The 13,916-nt window shown below is 72.8% G+C and carries 1 protein-coding gene (running past one end of the window); it reads right to left on the bottom strand.

Annotated elements, in window-relative coordinates; translation table 11 throughout:
* A protein-coding gene (locus ACZ4WQ_RS36190; RefSeq protein ID WP_398374973.1) for a type I polyketide synthase crosses the window boundary here: on the bottom strand, positions 1-13,913 show its 5' portion. The gene continues 18,685 nt to the left of window position 1, outside the view; 13,913 of the gene's 32,598 nt are visible here — the first part of the coding sequence; the start codon lies at positions 13,911-13,913; its stop codon lies off the left edge, out of view.
* Between the last annotated feature and the right edge of the window lie 3 nt (positions 13,914-13,916).

Raw genomic sequence — 13,916 nt, 5'->3', positions numbered from 1 at the left:
TCAGCCAGGGCACGCAGACCCGACAGCAGCTCCTCGCGGTCCCCGCCGACCACCACGGCCCGGTGCTCCAGCACCGCCCGCGCCGACACCAGCGCATGACCCACATCCACCGGCCGCAGCTCCGGGTCGGTCTCCACGTGCGACAGCAGAGCGACCGCTTGCCCACGCAGCGCCGCAGCCGACTTGGCCGACACCACCCACGGCACCGCCGCCACGTCAACGACAGGCGCCTCGGCCGCCCCCTCGACGTCCACCGGCTCCTCGGGCGCCTGCTCCAGGATGGCGTGCACATTGGTGCCGCTGACGCCGAACGCGGAGACACCGGCCCGGCGCGGACGCCCCGTCTCCGGCCACTCCGTCGACTCGGTCAACAGCTCCACCGCGCCCGCCGACCAGTCCACATGCGTGGTCGGCTGATCCACGTGAAGGGTCATGGGCAGCACACCATGGCGCAGCGCCATCACCATCTTGATCACACCGGCCACACCGGCCGCCAGCTGGGTGTGTCCCACATTGGACTTGATGGAGCCCAGCCGCAGGGGCAGCTCGCGGTCCTGACCGTAGGTGGCGAGCAGCGCCTGCGCCTCGATCGGGTCGCCCAGCGTGGTGCCCGTGCCGTGCGCCTCGACCGCGTCCACCTCCGCCGGAGCCAGACCCGCGTTCGCCAGCGCCTGACGGATCACCCGCTGCTGCGACGGACCATTCGGCGCCGTCAAACCATTCGACGCACCATCCTGATTCACCGCCGAACCCCGCACCACCGCGAGCACCTGGTGTCCGTTGCGCCGCGCGTCCGACAGCCGCTCCAGGATGACCAGGCCGACCCCCTCCGACCAGCCCGTTCCGGCGGCCGCGTCGGCGAATGGGCGGCAGCGGCTGTCCGGGGACAGCCCGCCGTGCTGGTCGAACTCCCCGAAGGCCGCCGGGGTGGCCATCACCGTCACACCGCCGGCCAGTGCCAGGGAGCATTCGCCCGAGCGCAGCGACTGCGCCGCCATGTGGATGGTCACCAGTGACGACGAACACGCGCTGTCCACCGTCAGCGCCGGACCTTCGAGGCCGTAGGTGTAGGACAGCCGGCCGGACGCGACGCTGGTCAGCAGGCCGGTCATCTGGTGGCCGCGGGACTCCTCCGGCGGTACATAGCTGCTGCTGGCGGCGCCGATGAAGACACCGGTGTCGGTGCCGCGCAGGTCGGCCGGATCGATGCCCGCGCGCTCGAAGACCTCCCAGGAGGTCTCCAGCAGCAGCCGCTGCTGCGGGTCCATGGCCACCGCCTCACGCGGCGAGATACCGAAGAAGCCGGCGTCGAACTCGGGGGCGTCGTAGAGGAAGCCGCCTTCGAAGTCGATGTCCCCATAGACCTGCCAGCCGCGGTCCGTGGGGAGTTCGGCGATGGCGTCCTTGCCCTCGGCGACCAGCCGCCACAGGTCTTCCGGGGACCGGACGCCGCCCGGGTAGCGGCAGCTCATCCCGACGATCACAATCGGGTCGTCCATGGATCCGGAGGTCGCGGCGGCCGGGACCACCACCTCACCGCGTTCGCCCACCAGCTCGGAGAGCAGGTGGTCCGCCAGGACGAGCGGCGTGGGGTAGTCGAAGACGAGCGTGGACGGCAGCCGCAGCCCGGTGGCCGTGTTCAGCCGGTTGCGCAGTTCGATGGCGGTCAGCGAGTCGAACCCCAGTGCCCGGAACTCCCGGCGCGCCTCGACCGCGTCGGCCGAGGCATGTCCGAGGACCGCGGCCGCCTGGGCGCGGATGACGTCCACCAGAATCCGGGGGCGCTCGGCCGGTGCCACCGCCGCCAGCTGCCGGTTGAGTTCGGCCGCCGCGCCCGACGCGGACACCGATGCCGACGCCGCCACCCGGCGGGTGGTACGGACCAGCCCGCGCAGCAGGCCCGGCACCCCGGGCTGGGCACGGAGCGTGGGGATATCCAGGTGCACCGGTGCCACCACCGGCTCGTCGCAGGACGTCGCCGCGTCGAAGAGGGCCATGCCCTCCTCGCCGCTGATCGGCGGCAGGCCGGCGGCGCTCATGCGCTGGATGTCGGTGTCGGTGAGCTTGCCGGTCATGCCGCTCTCGTGCGCCCACAGGCCCCATACGAGCGACTGGCCGGCGAGGCCCGCCGCCCGGCGCGTGCGGGCCAGGGCGTCGAGGGCGGAGTTGGCGGCGGCGTAATTGGCCTGGCCCGGGTTGCCCATCACTCCGGCGAGCGAGGAGAACATCACGAAGGCGGCCAGGTCGAGGTCGCCGGTCAGCTCGTGCAGATGCCACGCCGCGTCCACCTTCGGTCGCAGCACCCCGCCCAGCCGGTCCGCCGTCAGCGTTCCCACCACGCCGTCGTCCAGCACACCCGCCGCGTGGACCACCGCCGTGAGCGGATGCTCGGCCGGGATCGAGGCCAGCACTCCCGCCACCGCGTCACGGTCCGCGACATCGCAGGCCACGACGGACACCTCGGCGCCCAGCGCCGACAGCTCCGCCCGCAACTCCTCCGCGCCCGGGGCAGCCGCACCCCGACGGCTCGTCAGCACCACACGCCGCGCCCCACGCGCGCCCACCACGTGCCGCGCGAGCAAACCGCCCAGACCACCCGTGCCACCGGTGATCAGCACGGTGCCCTCGGGGTCCCACTCGCGCGGCATGGTCAGCACGATCTTGCCGGTGTGCTTGGCCTGGCTCATGCACCGGAACGCGTCCCGCGCCCGCCGCACATCCCAGGTCATGACCGGCAGCGGCCGCAGGACGCCCGCCTCGAACAGGTCCATCAGCTCGACCAGCATCTGCTGGAGGCGCTCGGGGCCGGCGTCGAGCAGGTCGAACCAGTGGTACGTCGCGTCGGTGAAGCTGTCGGCGTCGCGGATGTCCAGCTTGCCCATCTCGACGAACCGGCCGCCGGGAGCCAGCAGCCGCGCGGACGCGTCGATGAACTCGCCCGCGAGCGAGTTGAGCACCACATCCACGCCCCGGTCGCCGGTCACCTCCCGGAACCGCTCCTCGAACTCGGTCGTACGGGAGGAGGCGATGTGGTCGTCCGGGATGCCCAGCGAGCGCAGCGCGTCCCACTTGCCCTCACTCGCTGTCGCGAACACCTCGGCGCCCAAGTGCCGGGCGATCTGGATCGCGGCCATACCCACACCACCGGCACCCGCGTGCACCAGCACCGACTCACCCGCCGCCAGGCCGGCCAGGTCCACCAGGCCGTAGTACGCGGTCAGGAAGGCGACCGGGACGGACGCGGCGTCCTCGAACCGCCAGCTGTCCGGCATCCGGGTCACCGCCTGCTCGGCGGCCACCACAAGGGGCCCGAAGGAGCCGTCGACCAGTCCGACCACCCGGTCGCCGACACGCAGCCCGGTCACCTCGGGGCCGGTCTCCACGACCACACCGGCCGCCTCGCTGCCGAGCGCCCCCACCTTGTCCTGGAAGGAGCCCAGGGCGTTCAGGCCGTTGAGGAGGTCCCGGAAGTTGAGCCCGGCGGCGCGTACGGCCACCCGGATCTGCCCGGGCGCCAGCGGCTCGGCCGCTTCGGGGTAGCTGAGCAGTTCCAGGTTGTCCAGGCTGCCCTTCTCCCTGCTGTCCAGCCGCCAGGGCGCTCCCCCGGGCGGCGGCATGAGCCCGCCGCCCGAGGCCACGGTGACCAGCCGGCCGACGCGTACGCCGCCGTCGCGCACCACGGCCTGCGGCTCTCCGGACGCCAGCGCGGTCCGCACCTCGTCCGGGGAAGCCGCGTCCACGAGCACGAACCGCCCGGGGTTCTCGCTCTGGGCGCTGGACACCAGCCCCCACACCGCCGCCGCCACCATGTCCGGCGAGTCGACGGCGACCGCGTCGCGCAGGACGAAGACCAGCCGGGAGTCCTCGAACCGGTCGTCGGCCAGCCAGTTCTGGATGAGCTGGAGCGCCCGCGTGGTCTCCGTGCGCACCGCTTCGGCAGGCGAGGCGGCGTCGGCCGGTGCCCAGATGACCGTCGCCACCTCCGGCACGGTCTCCAGCGACGCCGGGTCCGTCGCCTGCTCCACGGTCAGCTCCACCATGTCGAGCGCGCCGGCCGCCGCCGTGTCGACGTGGACCGGCACCCACTCCAGCCGGAACAGCGATTCCCGCTCACCGGCCCGGGCTCCGGCCAGCTGCTCGGCCGACACCGGGCGCAGCACCAGTGAGTCCGCGGAGAGGACGGGCGCGCCTTCGGTGTCCACGGCCGCCAGCGAGACGGACTCCGCGTCCCGCCGGGTCAGTCGGACGCGCAGTATGGAGGCGCCCGAGGCGTGCAGGGACACCCCGCTCCAGGAGAAGGGCAGGCGTCCGCCCTCGGCCGCTTCGAGGTTCACGAACGACACGGCGTGCAGGGCCGCGTCCAGGAGGGCCGGGTGCATCGCGAACGACTCGGCGGCCTCACCCGTCTGATCGGGCAGGGCGACCTCGGCGAACACCTCGTCCTCGCGCCGCCACACCGCCCGCAGCCCCCGGAAGACCGGTCCGTAGGCGAACGCGCCGTCGGCGAGTCGCTCGTAGAAGTCCTCCATGTCGGCGACGACCGCGCCCTCGGGCGGCCATACGCCGGCGTCGAAGCGTGCCGCGCGCTCTCCTTGGGCGAGCACGCCGGTGGCATGGCGCACCCATGGCTGCTCGGCAGCGTCGACGGGGCGCGAGTACACGTTCAGGGTGCGGCGGCCGCTCTCGTCCGGCGCCCCCACCCACAGCTGGACGGCGACGGCGTCGCGCTCCCCCAGCACCAGCGGTGCGAGCAGAGTGAGTTCGTCCACCAGGTCACAGCCCACCTGGTCGCCGGCGCGGATCGCCAGCTCCAGGAAGCCGGTGCCCGGGAAGAGCACCACACCGCCCACCGCGTGGTCGGCCAGCCAAGGGTGCGACCGAAGCGACAGCCTGCCGGTGAACAGCACACCGCCCGCATCGGCCAGCTCCACCGCGGCGCCGAGCAGCGGATGCCCGGCGGCCACCTGGCCCAGGCCCGTGACATCGCCCACCCGCATGGCGGCCTTCGGCCAGTACCGCTCGTGCTGGAAGGCGTAGGTGGGCAGATCGATGCGGTGCGCGCCGGTGTCCGCGAACACACCCGCCCAGTCGACACCGCCGCCACGAACAAAGACCTCGGCCAGGGAGGTCAGGAATCGGTCGCTGCCACCCTGATCGCGCCGCAGAGTGCCCGCGACAACGGCGGTCACCTCGGCGTCGTCCACGGTCTCCTGGACCCCGACCGCCAGCACCGGATGGGCGCTGACCTCGACGAACACGCGGTGGCGCCCGGCCAGCAACTCCCGGACCGCAGGCTCGAAGCCCACCGTCCGACGAAGGTTGCGGTACCAGTACTCGGCGTCCAGTTCCCCGCCGTCGACCCACTCACCGGTCACCGTCGACAGGAACGGCACCTCCACCCCACGCGGAGCCACCGACGCCAGCTGCTCCAACAGCTCGTCGTGGATTCCCTCGACGTGGGCGGAATGGGAGGCGTAGTCCACCGCGATCCGCCGGACCCGGACGTCCTCGCCGGTCAGCTCCTCGATCAACTCGTCCAACGCCTCGCGGTCACCGGAAACCACCACCGAGCGGGGGCCGTTGACGGCCGCGACCGACACCCGGCCGTCCCAGCGCTCCAGCCGCGCCTCCACCTCAACGACCGGCAGCGGCACCGAGGCCATTCCCCCGGCACCCGCAAGGCGCCGCGCGATCGCCTGACTGCGCAACGCCACCACCCGGGCGCCGTCCTCCAACGACAGCGCACCGGCCACACAGGCGGCCGCGATCTCGCCCTGCGAGTGACCCACCACCGCATCCGGCGCCACACCGTGAGAGCGCCACAGCGCGGCAAGCGACACCATCATCGCCCACGACACCGGCTGCACCACATCCACCCGCTCCAACGACGCGGCGCCCTCCACTTGCCGCACCACGTCCATCAACGACCAGTCCGTGAAGGACGCCAGGGCAGCGGCGCACTCCGCCATCCGCTCGGCGAACACCGGAGACTCCTCCAGCAGTCGGGCACCCATACCCACCCACTGTGAACCCTGCCCCGGGAAGACGAACACCGTCTTCCCCTCCACATCGGCAACCCCGTACACCAGGCTCGAACCAGGCTCATCGGCGCCCACGGCACGCAGACCGGACAACAGCTCCCCGCGATCCCCACCGACCACCACGGCCCGGTGCTCCAGCACCGCCCGCGCCGACACCAGCGAGTAGCCGACATCGACCGACGTGGCCTCGGGGTGGGTCTCCACGTGGGACAGCAAGCGGGCCGCCTGGCCGCGCAACGCGGCAGCCGACTTCGCCGACACCACCCACGGCATCGCCGCCACGTCAACGACAGGCGCCTCGGCCGCACCCTCGACGTCCACCGGCTCCTCGGGCGCCTGCTCGATGATGGCGTGGGCGTTGGTACCGCTGAGCCCGAAGGAGGAGACAGCAGCCCTCCGTGGCCGGTCGTGCTCGGGCCATGCCACCGACTCGGTGAGCAGCTGGATGTCCCCCATGGACCAGTCCACATGCGTGGTCGGCTGGTCCACGTGGAGGGTCTTGGGAAGCACACCGTGGCGCAGCGCCATTACCATCTTGATCACACCGGCCACGCCGGCGGCCCCCTGGGTGTGCCCCAGGTTGGACTTCACCGAGCCCAGCCACAGCGGGCGTTCGCGGCCCTGCCCGTAGGTGGCGAGGAGTCCCTGCGCTTCGATGGGGTCGCCCAGCGTGGTGCCGGTGCCGTGCGCCTCGACCGCGTCCACCTCCGCCGGAGCGAGACCCGCGTTCGCCAGCGCCTGACGGATCACCCGCTGCTGCGACGGACCATTCGGCGCCGTCAAACCATTCGACGCACCATCCTGGTTCACCGCCGAACCCCGCACCACCGCCAACACCTCATGGCCGTTGCGCCGCGCGTCCGACAGCCGCTCCAGCACGACCATGCCCACGCCCTCGGACCAGCCGGTCCCGTCGGCGCCCTCCGCGAACGGCTTGCAGCGGCCGTCCTGGGCCAGCCCACCCTGGGCGCTGAAGTCGATGAACGGCCCGGGGGTGGCCATCACGGTCACACCGCCGGCGAGGGCCAGGGCGCACTCCCCCGACCGCAGCGACTGCACGGCCAAGTGCATGGCCACCAGCGAGGACGAGCAGGCCGTGTCCACTGTGACCGCCGGGCCCTCGAGCCCCAGGGTGTAGGAGATCCGGCCCGACATCACGCTGCCCGCCGTTCCGGTGCCGAGGAAGGACCGGGCGTCCGGCGGGAACTCCATCCGCTCGGAGGCGTAGTCGTGGTGCAGGCTTCCGGCGAAGACGCCGGTCTGGCTGCCCCGCAGCGAGGTCGGGTCGATTCCGGCCCGTTCGATCGCCTCCCACGAGGTCTCCAGCAGCAGCCGCTGCTGCGGATCCATCGCCAGCGCCTCGCGCGGCGAGATCCCGAAGAAGCCCGCGTCGAATTCCCCGGCCTCGTGCAGGAACCCGCCCTCACGCACATAGCTGGTGCCCCGGCGATCGCGGTCGGGGTCGTACAGGGAGTCCAGGTCCCAGCCGCGTGCGGTCGGAAACTCCGTGATGCCGTCGGCTCCGTCGATCACCAGTCGCCACAGGTCCTCCGGCGACGCCACCCCGCCCGGGTAGCGGCAGGCCATCGACACGATGACCACGGGGTCGTCGTCCACCCGGACGGCCCCGGCCACGGGGGCCGCGGCATCGCTGTCGGTGCCGACCAGTTCGGCCACCAGGAAGTCGGCCAGCACGGCCGGCGTCGGGTAGTCGAACACGAGGGTGGACGGCAGGCGCAGCCCGGTGGCCGTGTTCAGCCGGTTGCGCAGCTCGACGGCGGTCAGCGAGTCGAAGCCCAGCCGGCGGAACTCCCGCCGGACGTCCACCGCGTCCGGTGACGCGTAGCCCAGGACGGACGCGACTTCGGCGCGCACCAGATCCACCAGGATCCGGACCCGGTCGGCGCCGCGCAGCCCCGCCAGGCGCCGGGTGAGTTCGGCGGCGGCGCCGGAGGCGGGCAGCCCCGCGGCCGCCGTACGGCGCGTCGCCCGGACGAGCCCGCGCAGCAGGGGCGGCACCTCGCCGCTCGCCCTCAAGGCCGCGAGGTCGAGCGGTACGGGGACGACCACGGCATCGTGCAGCGCGGTGGCGGCGTCGAAGAGCGCCATGCCCTGCTCGGCGCTGATCGGCGGCAGGCCGGCGGCGCTCATCCGCCGCAAGTCGGCCTCGCTCAGACCAGCGGTCATCCCGCCGTCCTGCGCCCACGGGCCCCACACCAGCGACTGCCCCGCGCACCCCTCCGCCCGTCGGCGTGTCATCAGCGCGTCGAGAAAGGCGTTGCCCGCCGCGTAATTCGCCTGCCCCGGAGCGCCCATCGAGCCCGTCACGGACGAGAACACCACGAAGGCGGCCAGGTCAAGGCCGCGGGTCAGCTCGTGCAGATGCCACGCCGCGTCCACCTTCGGCCGCAGCACGGCGCTCAGCCGCTCGGGCGTCAGCGCCCCCACCACGCCGTCGTCAAGCACGCCCGCCGTATGCACCACCGCTGTGAGCGGGTGCTCCGCCGGGATGGACGCCAGCACCCCCGCCACCGCGTCACGATCCGACACATCACACGCCACGACCGACACCTCGGCGCCCAGCGCCGACAGCTCCGACCGCAGCTCCCCCGCACCCGGAGCGTCCGGCCCGCGACGGCTCGTCAGTACCAGGTGGCGCGCCCCGCGGTCCTCCACCAGATGCCGCGCCAGCACGCTGCCCAGACCACCCGTACCCCCGGTGATCAGCACCGTGCCTTCGGAGTCCCACTCCCGCGGCATGGTCAGCACGATCTTGCCCGTGTGCTTGGCCTGGCTCATGAACCGGAACGCGTCCCGCGCCCGCCGCACATCCCACGCCGCCACCGGCAACGGCCGCAACACACCCGCCTCGAACAACCCCAACAGCTCGACCAGCATCCCCTGGACCCGGTCCGGCTCCACATCCGCCAGATCGAAGGGGAGGTAGCGGCCGTCCACCGCCTCCGCTTCACGGATATCGGTCTTGCCCATCTCCAGGAACCGCCCACCGGGGCGCAGCAACCGCGCGGAGGCGTCGATGAACTCACCCGCGAGCGAGTTGAGCACCACATCCACACCACGCCCGCCACTCACCTCCCGGAAACGCTCCTCGAACTCCGTCGTACGCGACGAAGCGATGTGGTCGTCCGGGATGCCGAGCGAGCGCAGTGTGTCCCACTTGCCCTCACTCGCCGTCGCGAACACCTCAGCACCCAGATGCCGGGCCAGCCGAATCGCGGCCATACCCACACCACCGGCGCCCGCGTGCACCAGCACCGACTCACCCGCCGCCAACCCCGCAAGGTCCACCAGGCCGTAGTACGCGGTCAGGAACACCAGCGGCACCGCCGCCGCATCCTCGAACGACCACGCGTCGGGGACCGTGATCAAGGCACGCTGGTCCACGACGACGAGGGGGCCGAATGAGCCGGACACCAGGCCCATGACGTGGTCGCCGACGCGCAGCCCGGTCACCTCGGGGCCGGTCTCGACGACCACACCGGCCGCCTCGCCGCCCATCGGCCCGGCCTCTCCCGGGTACATGCCCAGAGCGCTGAGCACATCGCGGAAGTTGAGCCCGGCGGCCCGTACGGACAGCCGGACCTCGCCGGCCGCCAGTGGCCTGGCGGCCTCCGGCGAGGCTTGCAGGGCCAGGTTGTCGAGCCTGTCCCGCTGCTTGCTGTCCAGTCGCCACGGCGCGCCCGCCGGAGGCATCAGACCCGCCCCCGTGGCCATTCTGGCGAGCCGGCCGGTGCGTACGACGCCGTCGCGCACCACGACCTGGGGCTCGCCCGAGGCGAGGGCGGCGGGCAGCGCCGACATGGAGGTCTCGTGCTGGTCGACGTCGACGAGCAGGAACCGTCCCGGGTGCTCGGCCTGTGCCGACCGCACCAGCCCCCACACCGCGGCCGCGGACAGATCGGACACCGTCGCGCCATCGTCGGCCGCGACGGCTCCCCGGGTGACGAAGAGCAGACGGGAGCCCTCGAGCCGGTCCTCGGCCAGCCAGTCCTGCATGAGGCCCAGGGCCCCTGTCGTGACCTCGTGCACGGCGTCGGGTGTGTCGGTTGGATCAGCGGCGTCGATGGCCACGACGACCAGGTCGGGGCTGCCCTCCAAGGACGCCACATCGGTACTCAGCTCGGCCACGTCCAAGCCTGCGATCGCGTCCATCGGGGAGGTCGGCGCGGGTGCGGGCACCCACTCCAGGCGGTACAGCGAGTCCTGTCGCGCCGTACCGGAGCCGGCCAGCTGATCGGCGGTCACCGGGCGCAGCGCCAGGGATTCGACGGTGAGCACGGTCGCGCCGTCCACGTCGGCAGCGGTCAGGGACACCGCCTCCGCACCGGCCCTGGCCAGTCGTACGCGCAGGACGGACGCCCCGTCGGCGTGCAGCGAGACGCCGTTCCAGGAGAACGGCAGCCTCCCCTGCCCCGCGTCGCCGAAGTCCAGGAAGGACACCGCGTGCAGCGCCGCGTCCAGCAGCGCCGGGTGTACGCCGAAGGACTCCGCGTCCGTGGCCTGCTCGGGCAGCGCCACTTCGGCGAAGATCTCTTCCGCGCGCTGCCAGACGCCGCGCAGCCCCTGAAACAGCGGGCCGTAGGCGAATCCGGCCTCGGCGAAGCGCTGGTAGAACCCGTCCAGGTCCACCGGGGCCGCTCCCTCGGGCGGCCAGACGGACGCGTCGAAGTCCGGCGTGTGCTCGGTGGCGCCGAGCACGCCGGAGGCATGCTCCACCCATGGCTGTTCGGGCGCGTCGGCAGGCCGTGCGTACAGGTGTATGCCGCGGCGGCCGGTCTCGTCGGCGGGTTCCACCCACAGCTGGATGGCGACCGCGTCCCGCTCGCCCAGGATCAGCGGTTCGGCCAGGGTGAATTCCTCCACGCGTCCGCAGCCGACCTGGTCGCCGGCGCGCAGCGCGAGTTCGAGGAAGGCCGTGCCCGGAAACAGCACCGCACCGCCCACGGCGTGATCCGCGAGCCAGGGGTGCGAGCGCAGGGACAGCCGGGCGGTGAACAGCACACCGCCGGAGTCGGCCAGGCCGACGGCGGCCCCCAGCAGCGGGTGTTCGGCGGGCATCAGCCCCAGCCCGGTGGCGTCACCGGTCCGCACCTGCGCGTTGGGCCAGTAGTGTTCGTGTTGGAAGGCGTAGGTGGGCAGGTCGACCCCGCGTGCGCCGGTGCCCGCGAAGTAGGCCGCCCAGTCCACGTCGACACCCGCGATGTGCAGCCGGGACACCGCCGTGATCAGGGCGGCCCGCTCGTCCTGGCCCTTGCGCAGCGAAGAGGTCACGACCGTCTCGTCGGCCGACTCCGGCAGGGCGTCCTGGACCATGGCGGACAGCACGCCGTCCGGGCCGACCTCCAGGAAGGCCGTCACCCCGGCGGCGCCCATCGCCGCCACCCCGTCGGCGAACCGCACCGGCTCCCGGACGTGCCGCACCCAGTAGTCCGCCGAGCAGACCAGCTCCGCCGATGCCACCTCGCCCGTCAGGTTGGACACGAGCGGGATCCGCGGCGCCTCGAACGACAGCCCCTCGACCAGCCGCCGGAACTCCGCCAGCATCGGGTCCATCAGGGCCGAGTGGAAGGCGTGGCTGACCGCGAGCCGCTTGGTCTTGCGGCCCTCGCCCTCGAACCGGTCGGCGATCTCGAGTACGGCAGCCTCATCACCCGAGACCACGACCGAACGCGGTCCGTTCACGGCCGCGATCGACGCCCGGTCGCCCAGATACGGGAGGACTTCCTCCTCGCCCGCCTGGAGGGACACCATCGCCCCGCCCGACGGCAGCTCGCCCATCAGCCGGGCCCGGGCCGCCACCAGCGAGCAGGCGTCCGCCGGCGAGAACACCCCGGCCACATGAGCCGCCGCGATCTCCCCGACCGAATGCCCCGCCACCTGCTCGGGCCGCACCCCCCACGACTCCAGCAGCCGGAACAGCGCCACCTCGACCGCGAACAGCGCGGGCTGCGTCCACCCGGTCTCGTCCAGCAGGGCCGCCTCGGCCGAACCCGGCTCCGCGAACAGCACCTCGCGCAACGGGCGGTCGAGCTTCCCTTCGAAGTGCGCGCACATCTCGTCCAGCGCCTCGGCGAACACCGGGAACGCCTCGTACAGCTCCCGGCCCACCCCCGCCCGCTGACTGCCCTGCCCCGAGAACAGCACCCCGAGCCCGCCGCCCGGCCCGGTGGTCCCCTCGAGCAGACCGGGCGCCGTGGTGCCCTCGGCGAGCGCCCGCAACGCCCCGATGGCCTGGGCGCGGTCCCCGGCCACCACGACACCGCGCCGCTCGAAAGCCGAGCGGGTGGCCGTCAGGGAGAAGGCGACATCGGTCAGGCTCAGGTCCGGCGCCTCGTCCAGGCGGTCGGCGAGCCGTGCCGCCTGGCCGCGGAGCGCGCCCACCGTCTTTCCGGACACCAGCAGCGGCACGACGCCGGGCGCCGCGGCCGCCGGGGGGACGGTGCCCTCCTCGGCGGGCTCCGCCGGGGCCGGGGCCTGCTCGATGATGGTGTGCGCGTTGGTGCCGCTGATCCCGAACGACGACACGGCCGCCCGGCGTGGCCGGCCGGTCTCCGGCCACGAGGACCGCTCGGCGAGCAGCTTCACCGCGCCCGTGGACCAGTCGACGTGCCGGGTCGGCGCGTCCAGGTGCAAGGTGGCGGGCAGCTCCCCGTGCCGCATCGCCATGACCATCTTGATCACACCGGCCACCCCGGCCGCGGCCTGGGTGTGTCCGATGTTCGACTTCACGGAGCCCAGCAGCAGCGGGCGGTCCGCCTGACGGTCCTGGCCGTAGGTCGCGAGCAGCGCCTGCGCCTCGATCGGGTCGCCCAGCGTGGTGCCGGTGCCGTGTGCCTCGACCGCGTCGATGTCGGTGGTGGACAGACCTGCGACGGCCAGGGCCTGCTTGATGACCCGCTGCTGCGACGGGCCGTTCGGCGCGGTCAGGCCGTTCGAGGCACCGTCCTGGTTCACGGCCGAGCCGCGCATGACGGCCAGCACCTCATGGCCGTTGCGCTGTGCGTCCGACAGCCGCTCCAGCATCAGCACGCCGACGCCCTCCGACCAGCCCACGCCGTCCGCGGCGTCCGCGAACGACTTGCACCGGCCGTCCCGGGCCAGCCCGCCCTGGGCGCTGAAGTCCACGAAGGAACCGGGGGTGGCCATCACGGTCACCCCGCCGGCCAGCGCGAGTCCGCACTCGCCGTTGCGCAGCGCCTGAGCGGCCAGATGCATGGCGACCAGGGACGAGGAGCACGCGGTGTCCAGTGTCACCGTGGGGCCTTCGAACCCGAGGGTGTAGGAGACCCGGCCGGACATCACACTGCCCGCGGTGCCGGTGCCCAGGAACGCCATGGTTTCCTGGGGGAATTCGGCGCCACTCCCGTAGTCGTGGTACATCAGCCCCGCGAAGACACCGGTCTGGCTCCCCTGGAGCGAGAGCGGGTCGATGCCGGCCCGCTCGATCGCCTCCCAGGACACCTCGAGCAGCAGCCGCTGCTGCGGGTCCATGGCCAGCGCCTCGCGCGGCGAGATCCCGAAGAAGCCCGGGTCGAACTCCCCGGCCTCGTGCAGAAACCCGCCCTCACGCACATAGCTCGTGGTGCCGCGGCCGTCCCCCTCCGGGTCGTACAGGGAGTCCAGGTCCCATCCGCGGGTGGTGGGGAAGCCGGAGACCGCGTCGCCGTCACCGATGACAAGGCGCCACAGGTCCTCGGGGGAGGACACGCCACCGGGGTAGCGGCAGGCCATCGATACGATCGCGATGGGCTCCTGCCGGCCCGCCTCGACCTCTTCCAGGCGCCGACGGGTCTGGTGCAGATCTGCGGTGACCCACTTGAGGTAATCGACGAGCTTCCGGTCGTCAGGCATGGC

The sequence above is a fragment of the Streptomyces sp. NPDC028305 genome (assembly GCF_055569495.1).
The sequence above is the reverse complement of the archived record's forward strand: the minus strand, read 5'-3'. Positions and strand labels throughout refer to the sequence as shown.